This is a genomic window from Parageobacillus sp. VR-IP (assembly GCF_013357975.1).
Lineage (GTDB): Bacteria > Bacillota > Bacilli > Bacillales > Anoxybacillaceae > Saccharococcus > Saccharococcus caldoxylosilyticus.
In genome coordinates, this window is sequence record NZ_JABVYQ010000001.1 from 49618 (window position 1) to 71630 (window position 22013).

Consider the following 22013-nt stretch of genomic DNA (forward strand, 5'->3'; position numbering starts at 1 on the left):
GTCCTTGGATTGTTTTCTGTGATGGCCATTGTTCGTTAATGCACTGGTCTGAATTTGACGAATAAAGCTTCTTAAAATTTTATGGCAACCTAAAGATTACACGGGAGAATAGCAGCAAGCATTCAGGGATTGCAGTAGTTCGATTAGGAAGAAAGGTGAAGATGGTACAGGACATAAAGGCAACGGCAAACATCATCCGGCATTTTACTGTTGAAACGAACTGGAGGGAAGAAAATTGGCGAAAGAAAAAACCAACGCCATGCGTGTTCTTGATCAAAAAGTGATTCCTTACAATGTAATGACCTACGACAGTCAGGATGGAAGAATTGACGGCATATCTGTTGCCCAAAAAATTGGAAAAGACCCTCAATTGGTATATAAAACATTAGTAACACAGGGAAACAGCGGAAATATTTATGTGTTTGTCATCCCCGTAGAATCGGAACTGGATTTAAAAAAAGCCGCGAAAATAACAGGAGAGAAAAATGTCGCATTGGCGCCGATGAAAGAGATCCAAAAGTTGACGGGCTATATTCGTGGTGGGTGTTCACCGATAGGTATGGTCAAATCTTATCCGACTTTTATCGATTCGAGTGCTTCTCAACTCGAGCAGATCATCGTCAGCGGCGGCAAAATCGGCGTGCTAATTGAACTTAGCGTGAGAGATTTACAAAACGTAACCGAAGCGACATTTCAAGAAGTGGTAAAATAAAGATAAACAAGTAGTTCTGAATTTGGCATTTCATTATGGTTACAACGATTACTCGCATTTGTCAAAAGGCTTTCGAAAGTATCTCGGAATAACACCGATTAAGTTCAAAATAGCATGCTTGCTATGAGGGAAATCATATAAAAATGATGTCGTTTTTTACAAGATGAGTAAGCCAACAATATGATATATTCGAAATGGACAAGCTGAAGCATATTTATAAAGGGAGGAAACTTAATGATCAAACGAATTGCGACTGTTGCTGTTTATGTAGAAGATCAGCAAAAAGCGAAAGAGTTTTGGACAGAAAAAGCAGGGTTTGAAGTGGTTGCTGAGCATCCAATGGGGCCGAATGCCTTTTGGCTGGAAGTAGCTCCAAAAGGGGCGCAAACAGCATTGGCCATTTATCCAAAATCAATGATGAAAGATTGGAATGAAAGAAAGCCGTCTATTGTGTTTGAGTGCGATGATGTGCTAAGTACATATGAAACGATGAAAGCGAAAGGTATGGAATTTTTAGGAGAGCCGCAAAAAATGCAATGGGGCACATTTGTACAATTTAAAGACATCGATGGAAATGAATTTATTCTAAAAGGCTAGAGAACAGAAATCATTGGCTTTCGTCTATTAAAGCAAAATCAAAACGAAGCGGTATTAACCGTGGATGGGGTTACCCCGTTAGCGGTGCTCGAGGAAAAAGCGGATGCAGTGCCGAAGCCGCCACGGACAACGGGACTTTATCATTTCGCGATTTTAGTTCCTGACAGAAAGAGCCTCGCCCAGTCGCTACTCCATTTATTACAGACCGGTTATCCGCTGCAGGGAGCATCCGATCACTTGTTCAGCGAGGCGGTCTATTTAGCTGATCCGGACGGAAACGGCATTGAAATATACGCCGATCGGCCGATGGAAAAGTGGGAGAAGACGCCAAATGGAGAATATAAAGCGGTAACGGAGCCGCTGGATATAGAGGATTTGCTTGCGCAAGCAGGCACGGAAGCGTTGTCGGGGCTTCCAAAGCAAACACGGATTGGCCATATCCACCTCCACGTCGCCCACATAGATGAAGCTTATGATTTTTATGCGCAAGGGCTAGGCTTTGAACCGACGATCCGCATGGGAATGCACGCTTTGTTCGTATCCGCGGGCGGCTATCATCACCATATCGGACTGAACACATGGGCCGGAGTCGGGGCGCCAAAACCGCCAGTGAATGCCGTGGGACTACGTGTATTTTCCATTGTGCTTCCATATGAAACAGAACGGCAGAAGGTAGCAAAACGGCTGCAACATATCGGTGCATCGGTGCGACGAAACGAAAATAGCATATTGACGAGCGATCCGTTTGGCAACGAAATCGAGCTGATCATTCAGCAATATATTAAGTAAATTTGAAAATTCTACTTCTTGTGATCCATTTTTTCGACTGTAGGTGACCGAACAACAACCCGTTATGCGGACAAATGTTATTTGTCCGCTACGGTGTTGTTCGGTCATCTGTCACGTTTATGCGTGACGAAGGCAAGTCATCGACTTGCCTCCGACAGTTGGAAAAATTTCTTGATAAAAAGTGCAAAGAACCAAATATCAAGTTGCATTTATATAGTTTTATGCGCTTTTTCTATGAAGGCAGGTTGGATGATATACAAAAGAGAGTGTGTACCTGTTAGCGGTGCAAACACTCTCTTTGTATATATTTCACAAGTTCTTCCGGCTTTTGCGAGCCAAGGTACAAACCGTCTCCATCCGTCAGCTCGATCCATATTCCCTTCTTTCCTTTCATCGTGTAAGCACGGCCTTTTTTCAAGCTCCAGCGAATTCCCCAGCCGCCGTAAGACATAGGATGATAAGGCTGGACTTGAACGTTTTTTATTTGTTGATATGGAATAACACGGGAGCGAAATGGGAAAAAACGAATGACAAGCCCTTCTTTTTCCGTTTTTATGACTAGTTTCAGCGACAGAAAGAAGAGGGGAAAACAAATGCCGAACAACAGAAACAAGCCCCACATTTCCGTATCGCTTGCCGGCTTTGCGCCAAATGGGATCCCAAATATGATTTGTTGAATAAATCCATACCACATAACAGCGGCGGCAATAAGGACAAACACGTTCGCATACCAAGGTGGACGCTGTACTTCTCGCATATACGCTGTTTTCTCCCTTCCTTTTCTCTATTATTGTATTCTCTGGACATAAAGAAAACTCCTTGTATTTGCCTAACTAAACCCGATATCAATTGGCGGATCGATGATAACTAGTTTTTATTCGTTAATCAATACGCTTGGTATGCTACAATAAAAACTGTATAATTAGAATAAAAGTTTTCTAGGGTTCCGTGGCTGCACGGCGGCCAGTCTGCGACCGAGAGAAAACGCGCGGCATTTCCGCGTACACGGAGGGACAAAAGCCCGGGAGGATATCGTTTCGATATTTCTTCGCGGCTTTTTTATTTTGCAACAAAGGAGTGACGAACATGGCCTGGGTATACTTAGTCATTGCCGGCATTTTCGAAGTGGTATGGGCGGTCGCGTTAAAATATACGATGGGATTTACACGGCTTGTGCCGTCCATCATTACGGTTTTCGGTGCGCTTGCCAGCTTTTATTTTTTGTCGATGGCGACAAAAACGCTGCCAATCGGAACCGCCTATGCCGTATGGACGGGAATCGGGGCGATGGGGGCGGTCATTATCGGCATGTTGTTTTTAAACGAGCCGGTCAATGCGCCGAGAATGGTCTTTTTATTATTTATTCTTGTCGGGATCATCGGGTTGAAGTTCACGTCAGGGCAGTAAAAAAAGCAGGGGGGGCACCCTGCTTTTTTATCATTCATTGCTGGCAGGAAGTGAAACATGCCAATTCTCATTTAGATAAGATACAATTACCGTTGTTAACGTTACTGTCAATTGTTTCGGCGTTTTATTCATTCCTTCTAGCATCGTATTTCTTTTTATGTTGTACATCATGGTGTTTTCGTCATAGCGAATGATCGGTGTCTCTGAAAAGTCTTTTTTGTTTATTGTGTAAACGTGCTGTTTTTCGTCGCTTACTTTGAAATCCATAAGTAAATAAGTGTTTTCTTCTACCTCTAATATGCCTGCTTGTTTTTTCTTATCTAATCTTAACTGATGAAACGTAAGCGTATTTCCTTTATAGCGAAGGGAAACAGGTTGTTTTTCCAATTCGTCCACAGAGAATGTCAGAAATTGATTTGGGAATTCCGTTCTTTCGATCCCGCGAAATACAAATGTATATGTTCCTTTTGATGAAAACGGGAGGAACGAATAGCACCAGCGGACGACATCTGGATGTCGGGAAGGAAGTTCTTTTTTATAAACAAATACCGTACTTTTGGACGTTTCGATGTTCCCTCTTGATAAAGTTGTTGCGACAATATTTCCATTGCTATCGACAATATCAAATAGCGGCTGATAAAACATTTGGCCACCAAGCCAGTATTCTGGGTGGCTTTTTAGCCGTTCTTTTCCTTTCTCTGTCCAAGACGTTTCTAACTCAATGCTTGTTAATGTAGGAGAATGGACGAGATTTTTTATGGTGACTTGCAATCCGTCTTTTGTTACATACGTTTTATCGATCGGGATGGTTTTTGTAGCCATCATGCTTTTGTTCATATTAACTGGAATTTTAAGTTTCCATTCTCCTTCGACCGTACCGATTTGATGGATATCGATATGAATAAAAAGCTGCTTTGCCTCGCGGGCTTTATCGTTTAACTCGAACATAATATCGGCGTAATGACCGTGAGGGAATACTCGATCAATAGATTGGGAAACCATTCTCCCCGTTTTTGTTTTATATGTCGTATTGGTGGATACGATCTCCCCTTTCTCGTTTGTAATGTAAAATGCGTCTAGGCCCTTCACAAAATACATTGTTCGTTCTGGTCCCAATTGATTTTTTTCAAAAAGAATAGTTGGGTCAATCAATTTCCCGTTTTTGTCTTTAAGGCTATACGTAAAGATAAGACGATTCGTATCCGCCATTACTTCTTTGATTCTAAACGTAATACCGTGATCGGTGACAGCGGCTTTTGTTTGTTGCGAGAATCCTTCTTTTGCGGCGGTTTGCAAGCCTTTATCCAGTTCAGGGCGGATGAAAAAGGATTTAATATAGGCGGCGAATGTCGGAGAAATATAAGCTCCCGTTGAAATCCCGATGACGACGGAAGCGGCAGCAACCGCTAGCCATTTTCGCCATTTCGTCTGACGTAGGAGTTTTGGATTTTGTTGCTTTTCCACTTGGGAAGGAAGTTCTTTGGCAAAAGCAAAAATACTTTCCGGAACGGGAATATGATCGATCGAGCTTTCTATCTTTTGTTTTACCAAATCATCGTGGGAATTCATCGAAGCTCCTCCTTCCGTTCTTTTTGGAAATATTGATAAAGCAAATTCCGCGCTTGGAACAGCCGCGATTTCACCGTGCCTTCTTTGATTTGGAGAAGTTCGGCAATCTCGCTAATTTTCATGTTTTGATAGTAATAAAGCACAAGAATAACGCGGTACTTAATGTCGAGCTTAAGAATATGCGCCAAAAGTTCCTGCTTCTCTTCTTTATTGATCACTTCGTCAATGGGCAAGCGATGAGAATTCGATAAAAACGGAAGCACATCGCTGATTTCGGCATATTGCCTTTCTTTTCCGATTTTGCGCGCCAAATCAATGGCACGATGTGTGACAAGGCGATAAAACCATGGAGCGAAATGGCGGATTTCTTTATTTTCGTTGATGGCATGATAAACTTCGAGTAAACTATTTTGCACCACGTCTTCGGCATCATAGTGCGAGCGAAGAATCGTAAAAGCGAGCCGGTACGCTCTCGCTAGATATGGGGAAACAAGCAGATAAAAGGCGTCTTTGTTTCCTTGCCTGCATTGAAGCAAAAGATGTTGTTCATCATGCATACGATCATCCTTTCTTTTGAGTTTATCTGCATATAAGGCGAAAGAAGAGGAAAAACGGTTTAATTTTTTGTTGCACATTGAAAAAAGACTGCTGACGAAATGCAGCAGTCTGGGTTACTTTTCAAAATCATATTCCCGTTCCACTTTGCACACCCGGATGGAATAGCGTCTGTACCATTGCTGCTTTCCTTTTTCTTGCGCGATTTGGTGTGCCGCGTGCTCCTTCCATTGCTGAATCGCTTCGAGAGAGTCCCAGTACGAAATGGTGATTCCGATGCCGTTTTCGTCGCGGACGCTGTCGACGCCAAGAAAGCCAGGCTGTTGGGAGGCCAGTTCCACCATTTGCTTCGCCGCTGCTTCATATCCGTGGTCTCCTTCGGTTCGCTCCGAGGTAAAAATCACCGCGTAATATGGCTTTTCCATCGTTTTTCCCCCTTATCCTTTTATGTACTCTTGTCGCTTCATGGTGATTTTGACATCTGACAAGAGGAAAATACTTGTTAAAATAATGGCTAATCCGCCGATCATGCCAATCGAGATTTTTTCGTGAAGGAAAATCATCCCCCAGACGACGCCGAAAACAGGTACAAGAAAGGTGACGCTTAACGTTTTGGTTGGCCCGACGTTTGCTAGCAAGTAAAAATAAAATAAGTAAGCAATCGCCGTGCAAAAAACGGCCAGCCCCAATATCGAATACACGACGAGCGGCGATACTGGTTTCGTTGGAATATCGAAGGCCACCAATGGAATGAGCACAATAGCGGCGCCTAGTTGCTGTCCAATCGACAAGGATAAGGAAGAAACTCCCGTAAACGCTTTTTTAGCATACACACCGCCGCATCCGTATGAGAACGCGGCCAAAATCGACAGTAACGCGGAAAAAACGGTTTGCGTCGACAACGGAACAGGGCTCCAGCCGACTAGCGCAAACACGCCGACAATGCCGAAGCCGATGCCGATCCATTTTTTTGCATAAAGCGGCTCATGAAGAAACCATCGCGAAGCTAACGCGGTAAACAACGGGGTGGTTGAGTTCAAAATGGCCGCTACGGAAGCAGGCAGATGCAGGGTGGCAGCGGCGATCAGTGTAAACGGAATTGCCGCATTCAGCGCCCCGACGATGAGATATTGCTTCCAATAAGCTTTCAGCTCTACGCTTTTTTTGAACATCCATACATACAATAACAGCACAATGCCGGCAATAAGCACGCGCAGCTCGATCGTAAGCGCAGGGCCGATGGCAGGGGAGGAGATGCGCATAAATAAAAAAGAGGCTCCCCATAAAGCCGCAAGCAGAAAAAGAGCAGCAATTTCTTTGGTATTCATATTTGTCTCTCCCCAATGAATTTTTTCTGAATTATATCATATTTTTTATATTGACACAGAAAATATGGATTGACAATGGTGATCATTACTCATGATATTTATTTATAAGAGAGCAGTTTTTGGTTGACAATATAGATAAGGATTGAATATCATTAAATTGAAGGTAAATACATGTTTTCTTTGTTAAAGGGGAGTAGCTTTAACAACAAAGTCGTCAGTTCAGGGCAACACCCTCGGCTTTGTTGGCAACGGCAACGTTGTTAGCGAGACCTTTACCAATATTGGTAAAGGTCTGTTTTTTATGAAAGGCCTTTACCAAATCGGTAAAGGTCTTTTATTTTTAATGAAAAAGAAGGGAGGATGGAAGCCGATAGCAATGCCACACTTTCGGCGCGTAAGGCTATTGTAATGAGGATTTGGATACAATACAAAGGCGGAGAAAAGTTATAGTAGGAGGGATCATATGAGAAAATGGTGGAAACGGCTTCGTTTCATTGTGAAAATCCGCCGCTTCGCTCCATTTTTGCTTGAATTTTTCCGATCCCGCGAAGTGCCGATGCGAAAAAAAGCGTTCTCTGTTTTCTTGCTGCTCGCTTATGTCGCGTTTCCGTTTGATCTCATTCCCGACTGGCTTGGCTTGTTTGGCATTATCGATGATATAACGGTGTTATTATTTATCCTTCAGCAAATCATCAAAATGGCTCCTTCCCATTTAAAAAATAAATACGGCGTGTAAAGGAGGAATGGTAAGTGGAATTTTTAACAGCGCTTTTATCGATTGTTATTATTGATCTTGTATTGGCGGGCGACAATGCGATCGTCATTGGCTTGGCGGCGCGTAATTTGCCAAAGCACCAGCAAAAAAAGGCGGTTATTTGGGGGACAGTAGGTGCGGTGGTGATCCGCGCGCTTGCGACTTTATTTGTCGTATGGCTATTAAAAGTTCCTGGATTGCTGTTAATTGGCGGTATCTTGCTTGTTTGGATCGCCTATAAGCTGCTTGTTGAGGAAAAAGGACATGATGTCGAAGCGGGAGGAAGCTTATGGGAAGCGATCCGCACGATTATTATCGCCGATGCGTTAATGGGATTGGATAACGTGTTGGCAGTGGCTGGAGCAGCACATGACAGCTTCTTACTAGTCATACTTGGATTGATGATTTCCGTACCGATTATGGTATGGGGAAGCACGATCATTTTAAAATGGATCGAGCGTTTTCCGGTCATTATTACAATCGGGGCAGGGGTATTGGCTTGGACTGCGGCGAAAATGATTGTAGATGAGCCGTTTTTAGATCAGTACTTTGCCAATCCGGTTGTCAAATACGGATTTGAAATTCTTGTCATCGCTGGGGTTATTGCCGCTGGCACGTTGAAAAAGAAGAAAAGTGAAAACAAATTAGAAACAAAAGCCGCCAACGGGTGATTGGCGGCTTTTGCCTATAACTCATCAAATCCGTTATCGATATTCACTTTTGTATATTGCCGTGATTTTTGTTCAAAGAAATCGGATTTGCCAAGGTCGACTTCTTCATACGCTTTAATCCAGCGCAATGGATTGGTTCGATAGCCGTCAAACGGACGGTCAAAGCCAAGCTGATGGGCGCGGACGTTGGCATAAAATTTAATGTAGGCGCTTAAATCGTACATATCAATGCCATCGATATCGTTGCCGATAATGTAATTGGCCCATTCGATTTCCAGCTCGGCCGCTTTAACGAACGTTTCCCGCACGAATTCAGCGAGCTGAGGAGTATTGTATTCTTGGTATTCATTCAGTACTTCTTTAAAAATTTTCGCGAACAGATCGACATGGATATGTTCGTCCCGATTGATATAATTAATCATCGTGCTTGTCGCGACCATTTTTTGATTGCGCGCCAAATTGTAAAAGAAAGCAAACCCGGAGTAGAAAAACAATCCTTCTAAAATCACGTCATAGACAATCGATTTTAATAAGTTTTCGACGTTCGGATTTTCGGCAAACGCTTTGTAGCCGTTCGTGACAAAATCGTTTCGCTTGCGCAAAATCGGCTCATTCCGCCAAAATTCAAACACTTCGTCCTGTTTTTGTTTCGGCACAAGGCTTGAAAGCACGTAAGAATACGAATGGTTATGAATGACTTCCTGCTGGGCAAGCATGATCATGAGCGCGTTAATGCTCGAATCGGTAATATAATCAGCGACCCTGCCGGCGTAATCGGTTTGAATGCTGTCAAGCAGGGCGAGCAGGCCGATAATTTTCAAAAACGCGTCTTGCTCGCGCTCTGTTAGCAATGGAAATTGCTTGACATCTTGCGACATATTGATTTCAAATGGCGTCCAAAAGTTGGCCAGCATCCGTTTATATTTAGCGTACGCCCACGGGTAGGCGACATCGTCCCAGTTCAGGACGTTTGAGCATTTACCGTTAATGATGCGTGTCGAGCGGTTGGGTGCTTCCGGGTCCATGATGACTCTTTTCGTTAATGCATGTGCCATGTTTTGTCCCCCTTAACTTGCGCATGATTCGCATTCAGTGATCGTACTGGAAGTAGAACGGATGTAATAGGTTGTTTTTAGTCCTGACTTCCAGGCGGTGAGATGAAGGTCTAACAGTTCTTTTGCTTTAATCGTGTTCATGACGTAAAAGTTGAACGAAATCGCCTGGTCGATATGGCGTTGGCGAGCTGCGTTCTGCTTGATGCTCCAATGCTGATCGATATGGTACGCCGATTTATAGTACCATGTTGTTTTTTCATTTAAATCAGGTGCAGTGACCGGGATTTTGTAATCTTTCTTTTCTTCGGCGTACACTTTTGAAAAGATCGGATCAATGCTTGCGGTGCTGCCGGCGATAATCGATGTCGAGGCGTTTGGCGCAACCGCCAGGACGTAACCGTTGCGCATGCCGTGTTTGGCGACTTGTTTTTTCAGCGTGTCCCAGTCGACATTATCGTTGCGACGGTAGCCTCGTTTGTCAAAATAGGCGCCCGTCTGCCATTCAGACCCTGGAAACGCCGGATAGCTTCCTTTTTCTTTCGCAAGCTCCATGCTCGCTTTGATGGCTAAGTAAGCAATTTTTTCGTACAGCTTGTCCGCATATTCAACTGCTTCATCCGATTCCCAGCGAACGCCTTTTAACGCAAGCAAATGGTGCCAGCCGAACGTGCCAAGCCCGACGGCGCGGTATTTTTGATTGGTAAGCTGCGCTTGCAGGACAGGAATGTTGTTTAAGTCAATGACGTTGTCAAGCATGCGCATTTGAATTGGAATGAGCCGCTCGAGCACATCGTCGGTGACGGCGCGGGCAAGATTGATGGACGACAAATTGCAGACGACAAAATCGCCCGGGATTTTTTCAATGATAACCTTTCCGTCCTTTGTATATTGCTTTTCTACGACGGTTGGGCTTTGGTTTTGCGCGATTTCCGTACAAAGGTTGCTGCAGTAAATCATGCCAAGATGCGCGTTCGGGTTTTTCCGGTTCACTTCATCACGGTAAAACATAAACGGTGTCCCTGACTCTAGTTGGCTGCGCATAATGCTTTTCATGATTTCAATCGCCGGTACTTTTTCTTTAGAAAGTCGCGCCTCTTGAACACATTGCCAGTATTTTTCGCGGAAGCTGCCGCGCCCTTTTTCTTCATCATAAAAGTCCTCCAGGCTAAATCCCATCACTTTCCGCACTTCATGCGGGTCAAACAAATACCAATCGCCGCGCTTTTCCACTTGCTCCATAAACAAATCAGGAATGCAGACGCCCGTAAATAAATCGTGCGTTCTCATCCGTTCGTCGCCGTTATTTAATTTCGCGTCCAAAAAGGCGAAAATATCTTTATGCCACACGTCTAAGTAAACGGAAATCGCGCCTTTGCGCTGCCCTAATTGATCGACGCTGACGGCGGTGTTATTGAGCTGCTTCATCCATGGAATCACGCCGGAGGAAACGCCTTTAAAGCCCTTGATGTCGCTGCCGCGGCTTCTGATTTTGCCAAGATAGACGCCGATTCCCCCGCCCGATTTCGAAAGGTTGGCGATATCGGTATTGCTGTCGTAAATGCTTTGTAGGCTGTCATCAACCGTATCGACAAAGCAGCTTGACAGTTGTCCACAGCGTTTGCCGGCGTTTGCCAAAGTCGGTGTGGCAGCGGTCATGTACAAGTTGCTTAACGCCCAGTACGCTTCTTGGATAAGGGCAAGACGGCGCTGTTTTGGCTCTTTGGCCATTAGCGTCATTGCGATGATAAGAAACCGCTCTTGCGGAAGCTCATATAAGTTGCGTTCGTAGTCGCGGGCAAGGTAGCGATCGGCAAGTGTGCGCAAGCCGATATAGGTAAACAGCTTGTCTTTTTCCGGATCGATAAGTTTGGCGAGTTCCGTGATTTCTTCTTTTGTATAATCTTCCAAAAGGAAACGATGATACACTCCCTTTGCGACAAGTGTAGCAATTAAATCATAAAGGCTGCCGTAGCGTTGCGTTTCATCGTATCCGCGCTGCTTTGCTGCTTCTTTGTATAATTGTTCTAAATAAATGCGGGCGCAGACAAATGTCCATTCCGGTTCCGTTTCGCTAATATAGGAAAGTCCCTCTAGTATGAGATAATGAAAGAGCTGCTCGACAGACATGACCTTTTTATGTTCGATTAAGCGGATGATGCGTTCGGTATAGTCGTCTGTCCGTAAGTGTGGAAAATCGCTTGTCATGCGGCGGATAAAGGAAATGAGTTTCTCGCGGGAAAATGGCTCCGCTTGTCCATTTTCTTTCGTAATCATCGTATTGCTTGTTTGCAACGCCATCGTTTTCTCCTCCTTATCGTCCATAAAAAAATCCACTCGGGTCAACGAGCGGATGAAACGACAGCATAAAAAGGGCAGGGGAATCCCTTTTCCACCATCGTTTCATCTTCCCGCTCCCCGGAGAACATGAAACGCAACCAAGCAAGGCAGGTCTCCTGACTCGTGCTTCTTCCTACTTTGGATCCTTCCCATATGCGCGCCCAAGCGAGCTTTCGCATACAGTGGATGCTCCATTTCGTCCGCACATACAGTTGCGGGGACAGTTCTGGATTCTCACCAGATTCCCTATTAAGTCCGAACGGACACCATTGCTTGTGGTTTTACTATATATAGTTGTTTGATTAGTAAAAAACACAATATATAGTATTTGTTGTTGGTATAAGCATATAATAAAACGCTGGAAAATTCAACTGTGATTTTACGACAGAAAGGAAAAATGAGAAATGCTGTTTCGTTGTCCAAGCATTTCTCATTGGCGTGGAGTATGGAATTTTAGCAATAAAATTTGAAGCAGCCGTCCGATACATATCCCAGGAATGGCAAACAGCATCGGCAGCCAAATAGGACCGAAAAATATGCCCAAAAATGTAACGTGCGAGGAATACATCAGACCGATGGTAACGAAATAGGCGGAAAATACAAACGGCAGAAACGAATAAGGAGTTTTTCCTCCGCCAGCATCTTTGAACGCGTCCCACATCGCGTAAAAATATAAACATGGATAAAACATGAGCCACTCAAAGTCAATGATGTGGCTGGCCTCATGAGTATTTCCTAAAAAACTTAACCGAATGGCCTCGTTAAACCGTGATTGAGTATTAATAACAAACTCCAGGAAGATAAATAAAGCACCTTTAAAATATTTTCTATTTAAAATTTGCCCAAATCCAGGTAGTGCAATGCTCCACAATAACTGTTCTATTGCCTTCACGTTTTCTAACCCTTTACTAAAAATAAGTGGCTTTAAGATTGTATTGCCTGTTATTGCGATGAAAAGGGAATTGCACCTCCTTTATATTTACTGCAATTACATTATTTAACAATAAGCGATATTTTATGCTTTTTTACAACAATTAAATGGAATGTTTCTTTTTTGTAAATAAATAGTTTTATGGAATAAAATGCTTGTAAATCGTATTATTGGTTAACATAATCCAAAAATATTTTCTTTAAATTTTTCAGAATAATTAATATAATATTAATGTAATGAATTTTATTGAATAATAATTGAATAACAAAGGGGGAAAAAATGTGAAGGGGCTTAAATCCGTTTTGCTTTGGGGTCTTATTTCCGTACTTGGAGCAGTAGGATTTGCGATCCTCGCATTAAGCCGTGGCGAAACGGTTAATGCGACTTGGCTGATTGTTGCTGCTGTATGTACGTATGCGGTGGCCTACCGTTTTTACAGCAAGTTTATCGCCCGCAAAGTATTTGGGCTTGATGACAATCGCAAAACGCCTGCCGAGGTGTTTAACGACGGAAAAGATTATGTGCCGACAAACAAATGGGTGTTGTTCGGCCATCACTTTGCGGCGATCGCCGGCGCCGGCCCGCTTGTTGGACCGATTTTGGCGGCGCAAATGGGATATCTGCCGGGAACGCTTTGGATTGTGATCGGTGTTGTGTTAGGCGGAGCCGTGCAAGACTTTGTTATTTTATTCGCTTCGATGCGCCGCAATGGTAAATCGCTTGGCGAAATGGTGAAAGAAGAAATCGGTCCTGTGACAGGCTTCATTGCTGCGCTTGGTATTTTAGGAATCATGATTATTTTATTGGCTGTTTTGGCATTGGTGGTGGTGAAAGCTCTTGTAGGAAGCCCGTGGGGCATGTTCACCATCGCTGCGACGATTCCGATTGCGATTTTGATGGGAATTTACATGCGCTTTATTCGTCCAGGACGCGTGGCGGAAGCTTCTTTAATCGGATTTGTTCTGCTTCTTTTCTCGCTAGTTGCCGGACAGTATGTAGCAGAACATCCGACGCTCGCGAAAATTTTTACATTAAAAGGCGAAACGATCGCGATTTTAATGATCATTTACGGATTTGTTGCATCAGCATTGCCGGTATGGTTATTGCTTGCGCCGCGTGACTATTTAAGCACGTTCTTAAAAATCGGTACGATTGTCGGACTTGCTTTAGGCATTTTGGTTGTGGCGCCAGATTTGCAAATGCCGGCGTTAACGAAATTTATCGACGGTACTGGTCCTGTGTTCGCCGGAGATTTATTCCCGTTCCTGTTTATTACGATCGCCTGCGGTGCCGTGTCGGGATTCCATGCCCTTGTTTCGTCCGGTACGACGCCAAAAATGATTGAATTTGAGAGCCATGCCCGCCCAATCGGCTATGGCGCGATGTTGATGGAATCATTCGTTGCTGTCATGGCGATGGTGGCAGCCTGCGTGCTGACTCCGGGAGCGTATTTTGCCATCAACAGCCCGGCTGCTGTCATTGGCCAAGATGTAGTGCAAGCAGCGAAGGTCGTGTCATCATGGGGATTTACCGTGACGCCTGACATGCTGTCAGAGCTTGCGAAAAATGTCGGCGAGCAGACGATTTTATCGCGGACTGGCGGTGCGCCGACACTGGCGATTGGAATGGCGGTTATTCTCTCGAAGGTAATCGGCGGCAAAACGTTAATGGCGTTCTGGTACCATTTCGCGATTTTGTTTGAAGCGCTCTTTATTTTAACGACGATCGACGCGGGTACACGCGTTGGCCGCTTTATGATTCAGGATATTATGGGCACTTTCTACAAACCGCTTGGCAAAACCGATTCGCTAGTTTCCAATATTATCGCGACGACGCTGTGCGTTCTTGCTTGGGGATATTTCCTATACCAAGGTGTGGTCGATCCGCTTGGCGGCATTAATACGTTGTGGCCGCTATTCGGCATTGCCAACCAAATGCTGGCAGGGATTGCGTTGCTATTAGGCACGACCGTGCTGTTCAAAATGGGCAAAAAAGCGTACGTTTGGGTGACGCTGATCCCGACTACTTGGCTTTTAGTTGTCACGCTCACCGCAGGATATCAAAAGCTGTTCCATAGCGATGCGAAAATCGGCTTTCTCGCCCATGCGAATATGTTTAAAGATAAATTAAACGCAGGAGAGATCTTGGCTCCTGCGGCCAATGAAGCACAAATGCGGCAAATCATTATGAATGACTACATTGATGCAACGCTTTGCGCGATTTTCATGCTTGTGGTGATTGCCATGTTGATTTCGGCAGTAAATATGTGGATCAAAGTATTGCAAAACAAACACGTGCCGTTGAAAGAAGCACCTTATATTCCAAGAGAGGGAGGAAATGAGGTTAAACATTATGCGTAAGTGGCTTCATACCATTCTGTCCTACCGCAAACAATTTCTTGATTTGCTTGTCGGCGTTCCAAATTATGAAAAATATGTCGAGCATATGAAAACGCACCATCCGGGAGAGCCGATCAAATCAAGAAAAGAGTTTTTCTGCGAAGTGCAGGAAGCGCGCTATAACGGGAAGGGTGGCAAAGTTTCGCGCTGCTGCTAAGCTGATAAGAAGGGAAAAAGGGGAAGAGCACGTTCCCCTTTTCCCATTTGTAACGTTATGTTCGGCAGTCGTGCGGAAATGAACATCGTGGCTGTTTCTTAATTATTTTTGCAAGGAAGTATAAGCAGTTTGTTAAATATCTATAAAAATGTATGAAATCATGTAAATATTTTCTGTTATTGGACGTAAAGAGGTGAATGTTTTCCATCTTTTCCATCGTCTCCTGGCTAAGATAAAAAATCATCTCCCCCTTCCTCATATAAAAAAGGAAAAAGAAGAAGAGTTGCCGAATATATGTTCTTAAGGATCCAAACAAGGGGGAAGGCAAGGGGATGAAAATGGTTCGAGGGATGAAATCGTTTCCTATGATGAACCACAACTTCGTTTATTAGATGAGCTGATGCGCGTCTTTGGTTCCGCGAAGCGATACGCGTTCAATCGTTTACTGGATGGATGAAACGCCAAAGACATCATTAAGCACCTTCCGCGCCAATTTCGGCTCAACAAACGGTTTGCCGAAGATGCGGTCCTGCTTGCTCAATCACTGATTTCTTCCCAACGTGAACTGCTTCCAATGCGACTAGAGGATGTGCGGACGAATAAACGAAACAACATCGTTGGAGAAACCGTACGAGACGTGTATGACTGGCTGATGCAAGAAAATGTCGGGTCAGTGGTCATCGAAAACATCCAACTAAGACAGCGGCACGATACAAACAAACGATTCCATCGCTTGACCCATCATTTCAACAAGAAAAAACTGACGGAAATGATCCTTCGTCGGGGCTTAAGGCTTGGGTTTCGCGTCAAAAAAGTAAATCCGGCGTACACGAGCGTCATCGGACATTTCAAGTATAGGAAAAAGTATGGGTTATCCGTCCATGAAAGCGCCGCTTTGGTGCTTGGCAGACGGAGATTAGGGTATCAGGAACGATTGCCAAAAGAACTCATGGACACCATAAAAACGAAAGTGAAACGCCATTTGATTGACGCGTTAGGGCCGATGGAAGAATCCTACAAGCAATCAAAAAGCGGAACGAAACAACGCCAATATATTGCGATGATGTTACGCACAATCGAGAATTTCAAAGAGGAACATGAATGGTCATTATGGAATGTATTGCACAAATGTTGTTGGCTGAACCAGTACCAAATTCAACTGAAGGAGGTGTAACCCTGGTTGCTAAAATCGTTGTCGTGTACGGACCAATGGAAGGAATGGTGCACGACAGGCTCCGTCGCTGACGGCGAGCCACGGGGTGCCTTTCACAATAGGTGAATGACAGGGGATTTCCCTTCCTGATGGAGCTCAGGTGTTTCCTGAGCGGCAAGCAGTTTTGCTGGTTCTATCGCGAGGAGTCGATTTTTATAGATTTTAGTAACCAGGAATACATAGATGCGTGTTCTTGTCGTCGGCGCCGGCGCAGTCGGCGGTTATTTTGGCGGAAGATTGTTGGAAAAAGGAGTCGATGTGACATTTCTTGTCCGCGAGCGGAGGAAAAAACAGCTGCAGGAGAGGGGACTGGTGATTCATAGCGTTCACGGCGATGCGGTGCTGTCTCCGAAGCTGCTTGTGACAGGAGAGCAGGCCGAGCCGTTTGATGTCGTCATTTTTTCCAACAAAGCATATCATCTGCCGGAAGCAATCCGCGACGCGAAGCCGTATGTAGGCGAAGCAACGATGATTTTGCCGCTGTTAAACGGCATGGCGCATATGGATATGCTTTGGAAGGAATTTGGCAAAGACAATGTGCTCGGCGGGCTTTGCTTTATTGAAACAACATTGAATGAACATGGAGAAATCGTACAAACGAGCGTTTCCCATGATGTCCGCTTTGGTGAATGGTCCGGGGAGCGGACGGAACGCGTTCTTGCGTTGGAACAATTATTTTCCGGCTGCAAAGCCCGTTTCCGTTTAAGCGAGCACATTGAAATAGATATGTGGAATAAATATTTATTTATTGCAACGATGTCTGGAGTGACGACGCTGTTTCGCGCGCCGATCGGCCCGATTCGGTCGGGAGAATACGGACAAGAAATTGTGGATGGTTTGCTGAGAGAGATTGCGGCCGTCATGCAGGCGCATGGCGCTCCATTGACGGAAGAAATGGTCGATCAGCAATTGGCCCAGTTAAATAAAATTGAAGCGGCAATGAAATCATCGATGCAGCGCGATATGGAAAAAGGGCAGCTGATTGAAGCCGACCATTTGCAAGGCTACTTGCTTTCATTGGCTAAACAATACGAAATCGAAACGCCGCTGTTAAAAGTTGTTTACCATAATCTAGAAATCTATAAAAAGCGAGCGTGAAAACCCTTAGCTTCAGCTATGGGGATGAGAGCGGGCGTCGGACGAGGGAGGGGGTTAACCCTCTCGCAAGTCCGACGTTTTTTCCCATCTGCTTTGTTAGATATATTTTGATTGTATCTAACGTTTTGTATTAGAATTTCGAATTTCATTAGGTGAGAAGTATGAGAAAAGTGGAAAATAACTGAAATATTGTGTATGACTACAAGTATCATGTCGTATTCTGTCCGAAGTATCGTAAGAAAGTACTTGTTCCTCCAGTAAGTGAACGATGAAAAGAACTGTTCCAATCAAAGGCACTAGAACTACAAGTAGAAATTGCGGAAATGGAAATTATGCCGGATCATGTACATCTATTGATTCAATGCGATCCACAGTTTGAGATTCACAGAGTGATTAAGCATTTAAAAGGATATGCGTCCCGAATACTGCGTCAAGAGTTCCCGCATTTAAAATCACGCTTACCATCCATATGGACAAACTCTTACTTTGTAGCAACCGTTGGGACGGTGTTCCTGGATGTAGTAAAACGCAATTGCCCGAAGAAAGGAAAACCAACGGTTGAAGTAGTTGGAAATAAGATCAAACTGCCAAAGTTAGGATGGACAACGTTTGCGAAATCAAGAGAAGTCGAAGGAAAAATCCTTTCTGCTACGATCTGCCGCAATCCAACAGGCAAATATTTTGTATCTATCGTTTGTGAAACCAAAATCGAGCCGTTGCCAACTTCCAAAAAAGCAGTCGGCGTGGATCTTGGTTTAAAAGATTTCGCCATTCTCCCTACTGGAGAAAAAATCAATGCACCAAAATACTTCAGAAAGTACGAAAAGAATCAAGAGGCGAATCGCTCCAAAACAGAGTAAGAAAGGGAAAAAGCGCAGCCTTCCAATATGTGTCGAAAAGAAGGCTGCCTTCTTTTTGCAAAAAAGATTGTATATCACCATCATGTAGTGTAAAGTTAATAGTGAAAACGTATGCACAAAAAGAGGAGGATACAGCCTTGAGGAAAGCTTGGTGGAAAGAAGGAGTGGTATATCAAATTTACCCAAGAAGCTTCATGGATGCAAATGGGGACGGAATCGGCGATCTCCGTGGCATAATCGAGAAGCTTGATTATTTAAAAGACCTTGGAATTGATATTATATGGATATGTCCGATTTACAAGTCGCCAAACGCCGATAACGGATATGATATCAGCGATTACCATGCGATTATGGAAGAGTTCGGAACGATGGAAGATTTCGATGTGCTGCTGAAGGAAGTTCACCAGCGCGGCATGAAGTTGATTTTGGATTTAGTCATTAACCATACAAGCGATGAACATCCATGGTTTATCGAATCGCGTTCATCAAGGGACAACCCGAAGCGGGATTGGTATATTTGGCGCGATGGAAAAAACGGGCGGGAACCGAACAACTGGGCAAGTATTTTTGGCGGCTCTGCCTGGGAGTACGATGCGAAAACCGACCAATATTATTTGCATATCTTTGATGTAAAGCAGCCAGATTTGAACTGGGAAAACGAAGAAGTACGCAAAGCGCTTTATCAAATGGTTAATTGGTGGCTCGATAAAGGCATTGACGGCTTCCGCGTCGATGCGATTTCCCACATTAAGAAAAAGCCGGGATTGCCGGATTTGCCGAATCCCAAAGGATTGGATTATGTTCCGTCTTTTGCGGGCCATATGAACCAAGAGGGGATTATGGATTATTTAAAAGAGCTGAAAATGCAAACGTTTGCACGATACGATATTATGACGGTCGGGGAAGCGAACGGTGTGACTGTCGATGATGCAGAACAATGGGTCGGCGAAGAAGACGGTATTTTTAATATGATTTTTCAGTTTGAACATTTAGGATTATGGCAAAAAGGAACGGATGGCGGCGTTGATGTACGCCAATTAAAGCGCACGCTGACGAAATGGCAAAAGGGGCTGGAAAACCGCGGCTGGAACGCGCTGTTTTTGGAAAACCATGATCAGCCCCGTTCGGTTTCGACATGGGGAAATGACAAGGAATACTTGGTCGAAAGCGCCAAGGCGCTCGGTGCTCTCTACTTTTTGATGCAGGGAACACCTTTTATTTACCAAGGCCAGGAAATCGGCATGACGAACGTCCAATTTCCGAATATTGAAGACTACAATGATGTCGCCATTAAAAGAATGTATCAAATCGAACAGAAAAAGGGGCGCTCCCATGAAGAAATTATGAAAGTGATTTGGAAAACGGGACGTGACAATTCACGCACGCCAATGCAATGGTCCGACGCTCCAAATGCTGGGTTTACGACGGGAACGCCATGGATGAAAGTGAACGAAAACTATAAGACTATTAACGTTGAGGCACAATTGCGCGATCCGAACTCCGTGCTTTGGTTTTATAAAAAAATGATTCAGCTTCGCAAGACGAACGAAGTGTTCGTTTACGGAACATATGACTTGCTTTTAGAAAAACATCCGACGATTTACGCGTATACAAGAATACTCGGCAGCGAAAAAGCGGTCATTATTGTGAACCTGAGCGACCGGGCAGCGCTGTACCGTTATGACGGCATCCGCTTGAGCTCCGAAAACTTGGTATTGCAAAACTATGACGTCAAACCACATAAAAACGCAACGCGCTTTAAGCTAAAGCCTTATGAGGCGCGCGTGTATTTATTGAAATAGTAGATAGAAGTTATGGGTGATTGAGCAAAAGTAAGCGTCTACACGAAGGGGATAAAAAATAGCAGATTTATTGTTGTTGATTAATCAAGACTGGTACACACGTTTCCATTTCAAAAGGAAGGATTTTTTGTATTGGTGCGGAATATGAATAAAAAAGGAGGAGATCAATCATGGATGACATTCGCTATCCAATAGGAAAGTTTAAAGCACCGGAAGCATTTCGAAAAGAAGATGTCGGGCGTTGGATTGCCGATATTCGCCAAACGCCTGGCGCATTGAGGGAAGCGGTGCGCGGCTTGAGTGAAGAACAGCTGAATACGCCGTACCGCGATGGCGGATGGACGGTAATTCAAGTAGTGCACCATATCGCCGATGCAAGCATGAATGCGTTTTTGCGCACGAAATGGATTTTAACGGAAGATACGCCGGCGATTAAGCCGTTTGAGGAGAGCGAGTGGGCAAAAACAATTGAAGCCCGTTCGCTGCCGATCGAACCGTCGTTAAAATTGCTCGAAGGCCTTCATGAGCGGTGGGCAAGCCTGCTTGAAGCGCTCGATGAAGAAGATTTCCAGCGGACGTTTTATCATGAAGGAACAAAAGAAACCGCATTTTTATACGTATTAACGGCGCTGTACGCGTGGCATGGGAAGCACCATACGGCGCAAATCACCGCCTTGCGCGAGCGGAAAGGATGGAAATGAAAAGCTGCCGATTAGGCAGCTTTTTTTATCCTAATGATGCAGTTTAACAAGAAAGGGGGAATATACGTGCTCGAAATAATTGCCCCGCCGCTGCCGTCTTTTCTGGCGGGTGGGGAGATGACCTATCAAACTGGCCAGCACCACCCCGACCGGCGCGATATCGGCGTATTTGACTTGCTTATTGTCACGGAAGGATGCCTATTTCTTGGCGAGCAGGGGGAAAAGTATGAAGTGGCAGGCGGGCAGTTTCTTATTCTCTATCCGAATGGCCATCACTATCCGACCGCTGTTTGCCAAACGGAAACACATTTTTATTGGTTTCATTTTTTGGCGGCAAACCGCTGGAAACATGTCGAGAAACCGGCTTCGGAAAAATGCGAGCGGGTGAAACGGAGAAATTTGTTTTCCGAGCAGCCGTTTGCCATTCGCTTGCCGAAATACGGAGCCGTCCTCAATATGGAAACGGTCAAGCGAATATGCCGGCAGCTTGTCCATTCCTTGAGTGACACTTCCTTTTTTGGCGAATGGCAGCGCCATCTTTGGTTCCAACAACTGCTTCAAGAATTGTGCATGCATACGGCGGCGGATACTCCGTCGCAAGCGGCCGTGGTGGCTGAACGGGCAGCGGAATTTTTACGAAAAAACTATTACCGTAAAATAAACTACCGCGATCTCGGTGAGGCGCTTCGCTTTCATCCGAATCACATCGCCCGCTGCATGCGCGCCGTATTGGATTGCACGCCAATGGAATACTTGCAGAAAGTAAGAGTAGAACAAGCGCGCCTTCTTCTTGTTTCCAGCGGCTTAAGCATTGAACAAATTGCCGAGTGCTGCGGCTTTTCCCAGTCAGCGTATTTCAGTCGAATCTTTAAAAGGTATGAAGGAATGAGTCCGAATGAATTTCGCAAGCAATACGGGCTTCGTTTTACAAAAGATGCAATGTTACGATAATACAAATTGTTGTTATGATTACATCTATTTATTTACATAGTGGGACAGTAAAATGAGGAAAATGAAGTTTTATTAGCGCATGTTTTCCATTTTCTTTCTAAATGGGGGTTGGGAAAGTGTAAATAGA

General features: G+C 44.5%; 22 protein-coding genes, 2 pseudogenes and 2 riboswitches. Of the genes and pseudogenes, 16 read left to right on the forward strand and 8 right to left on the reverse strand.

Going from position 1 to position 22013, the window contains the following annotated elements; genetic code table 11:
- Positions 1 to 235 precede the first annotated feature (235 nt).
- The 4 genes from ybaK to HT574_RS19680 all read left to right on the forward strand — a co-directional run bounded on the left by ybaK (position 236) and on the right by HT574_RS19680 (position 2098).
- Positions 236 to 712 carry a Cys-tRNA(Pro) deacylase gene (gene ybaK / locus HT574_RS00390; protein WP_081160269.1) on the forward strand — a complete coding sequence of 159 codons (477 nt, stop codon included), beginning with the start codon at positions 236 to 238 and terminating at the stop codon, positions 710 to 712.
- 22 nt (positions 713 to 734) lie between these two features.
- Positions 735 to 839, forward strand: coding sequence for an AraC family transcriptional regulator (locus HT574_RS20380; protein ID WP_175243065.1), 105 nt, complete (start codon positions 735 to 737; stop codon positions 837 to 839).
- 107 nt (positions 840 to 946) lie between these two features.
- Positions 947 to 1309, forward strand: coding sequence for a VOC family protein (locus tag HT574_RS00400; RefSeq protein WP_175243066.1), 363 nt, complete (start codon positions 947 to 949; stop codon positions 1307 to 1309).
- A gap of 12 nt (positions 1310 to 1321) precedes the next feature.
- Entirely contained in the window at positions 1322 to 2098 is a 777-nt protein-coding gene (locus HT574_RS19680) for a VOC family protein (RefSeq protein ID WP_375154084.1), read from the forward strand.
- 277 nt (positions 2099 to 2375) lie between these two features.
- Here HT574_RS19680 and HT574_RS00410 read toward each other — a convergent pair whose 3' ends face one another.
- Entirely contained in the window at positions 2376 to 2855 is a 480-nt protein-coding gene (locus HT574_RS00410) for a DUF6141 family protein (RefSeq protein WP_017436654.1), read from the reverse strand.
- 170 nt (positions 2856 to 3025) lie between these two features.
- A riboswitch (guanidine-I (ykkC/yxkD leader) is annotated at positions 3026 to 3128 on the forward strand.
- Positions 3129 to 3184: 56 nt separating this feature from the next.
- Between HT574_RS00410 and sugE the strand changes: the two genes are divergently transcribed.
- Positions 3185 to 3505: a quaternary ammonium compound efflux SMR transporter SugE gene (gene sugE, locus HT574_RS00415; protein ID WP_017435744.1), complete on the forward strand. Its 321-nt coding sequence runs from the start codon at positions 3185 to 3187 to the stop codon at positions 3503 to 3505.
- Between the two features lie 30 nt (positions 3506 to 3535).
- Here sugE and HT574_RS00420 read toward each other — a convergent pair whose 3' ends face one another.
- The 4 genes from HT574_RS00420 to HT574_RS00435 form a co-directional block, all read right to left on the reverse strand.
- On the reverse strand, positions 3536 to 5074 hold the full coding sequence (locus HT574_RS00420) for a DUF4179 domain-containing protein (protein ID WP_175243067.1): 1539 nt from the start codon (positions 5072 to 5074) through the stop codon (positions 3536 to 3538).
- Positions 5071 to 5631 (reverse strand): RNA polymerase sigma factor, encoded by a 561-nt coding sequence (locus HT574_RS00425; protein ID WP_175243068.1) that lies wholly within the window; start codon positions 5629 to 5631, stop codon positions 5071 to 5073. The genes HT574_RS00420 and HT574_RS00425 overlap by 4 nt, the downstream gene beginning before the upstream one ends.
- Positions 5632 to 5745: 114 nt before the next feature.
- Complete coding sequence (locus HT574_RS00430) at positions 5746 to 6054, reverse strand: antibiotic biosynthesis monooxygenase family protein (RefSeq protein ID WP_175243069.1); 309 nt, start codon at positions 6052 to 6054, stop codon at positions 5746 to 5748.
- 12 nt (positions 6055 to 6066) lie between these two features.
- Complete coding sequence (locus HT574_RS00435; RefSeq protein WP_175243070.1) at positions 6067 to 6957, reverse strand: DMT family transporter; 891 nt, start codon at positions 6955 to 6957, stop codon at positions 6067 to 6069.
- A gap of 463 nt (positions 6958 to 7420) precedes the next feature.
- Between HT574_RS00435 and HT574_RS00440 the strand changes: the two genes are divergently transcribed.
- Positions 7421 to 7693, forward strand: coding sequence for a YkvA family protein (locus HT574_RS00440; protein WP_017435749.1), 273 nt, complete (start codon positions 7421 to 7423; stop codon positions 7691 to 7693).
- A 14-nt stretch (positions 7694 to 7707) separates the two neighbouring features.
- On the forward strand, positions 7708 to 8382 hold the full coding sequence (locus tag HT574_RS00445; RefSeq protein ID WP_175243071.1) for a TerC family protein: 675 nt from the start codon (positions 7708 to 7710) through the stop codon (positions 8380 to 8382).
- Positions 8383 to 8396: 14 nt separating this feature from the next.
- Here the strand turns inward: HT574_RS00445 and HT574_RS00450 are convergent, their stop codons facing one another.
- From HT574_RS00450 to HT574_RS00460, 3 genes are all read right to left on the reverse strand, one after another.
- The gene (locus tag HT574_RS00450; protein WP_017435751.1) at positions 8397 to 9437 is read right to left on the reverse strand and encodes a ribonucleotide-diphosphate reductase subunit beta; all 1041 of its coding nucleotides are present in this window, start codon (positions 9435 to 9437) and stop codon (positions 8397 to 8399) included.
- Between the two features lie 12 nt (positions 9438 to 9449).
- Entirely contained in the window at positions 9450 to 11735 is a 2286-nt protein-coding gene (locus tag HT574_RS00455) for a ribonucleoside-diphosphate reductase subunit alpha (protein ID WP_175243072.1), read from the reverse strand.
- A 128-nt stretch (positions 11736 to 11863) separates the two neighbouring features.
- Positions 11864 to 12061, reverse strand: a riboswitch (cobalamin riboswitch).
- A 143-nt stretch (positions 12062 to 12204) separates the two neighbouring features.
- Entirely contained in the window at positions 12205 to 12666 is a 462-nt protein-coding gene (locus HT574_RS00460; protein WP_175243073.1) for a DUF5683 domain-containing protein, read from the reverse strand.
- Between the two features lie 320 nt (positions 12667 to 12986).
- Here HT574_RS00460 and HT574_RS00465 point away from each other — a divergent pair, with 320 nt between their 5' ends.
- The 9 genes and pseudogenes from HT574_RS00465 to HT574_RS20300 all read left to right on the forward strand — a co-directional run bounded on the left by HT574_RS00465 (position 12987) and on the right by HT574_RS20300 (position 21886).
- A complete protein-coding gene (locus tag HT574_RS00465) occupies positions 12987 to 15065 on the forward strand; it encodes a carbon starvation CstA family protein (RefSeq protein WP_175243074.1) in 2079 nt (692 codons plus the stop codon).
- Positions 15058 to 15261, forward strand: coding sequence for a YbdD/YjiX family protein (locus tag HT574_RS00470; protein ID WP_017435755.1), 204 nt, complete (start codon positions 15058 to 15060; stop codon positions 15259 to 15261). The genes HT574_RS00465 and HT574_RS00470 overlap by 8 nt, the downstream gene beginning before the upstream one ends.
- 574 nt (positions 15262 to 15835) lie before the next feature.
- Positions 15836 to 16435, forward strand: a complete 600-nt coding sequence (locus HT574_RS00480; RefSeq protein ID WP_254698538.1) for an IS200/IS605 family accessory protein TnpB-related protein — start codon at positions 15836 to 15838, stop codon at positions 16433 to 16435.
- A gap of 222 nt (positions 16436 to 16657) precedes the next feature.
- Complete coding sequence (panE, locus tag HT574_RS00485) at positions 16658 to 17572, forward strand: 2-dehydropantoate 2-reductase (RefSeq protein ID WP_175243075.1); 915 nt, start codon at positions 16658 to 16660, stop codon at positions 17570 to 17572.
- 188 nt (positions 17573 to 17760) lie between these two features.
- Positions 17761 to 18102, forward strand: a pseudogene (gene tnpA / locus HT574_RS00490) (IS200/IS605 family transposase); the annotation flags it as partial.
- Positions 18103 to 18399 (forward strand): annotated as a pseudogene (locus HT574_RS19685) (IS200/IS605 family element RNA-guided endonuclease TnpB); the annotation flags it as partial.
- Between the two features lie 170 nt (positions 18400 to 18569).
- The gene (locus tag HT574_RS00495) at positions 18570 to 20234 is read left to right on the forward strand and encodes a glycoside hydrolase family 13 protein (protein WP_175243076.1); all 1665 of its coding nucleotides are present in this window, start codon (positions 18570 to 18572) and stop codon (positions 20232 to 20234) included.
- Positions 20235 to 20404: 170 nt separating this feature from the next.
- Positions 20405 to 20935, forward strand: coding sequence for a YfiT family bacillithiol transferase (locus tag HT574_RS00500; protein WP_175243077.1), 531 nt, complete (start codon positions 20405 to 20407; stop codon positions 20933 to 20935).
- A gap of 66 nt (positions 20936 to 21001) precedes the next feature.
- Positions 21002 to 21886: a helix-turn-helix transcriptional regulator gene (locus tag HT574_RS20300; RefSeq protein ID WP_175243078.1), complete on the forward strand. Its 885-nt coding sequence runs from the start codon at positions 21002 to 21004 to the stop codon at positions 21884 to 21886.
- Positions 21887 to 22013: the final 127 nt, after the last annotated feature.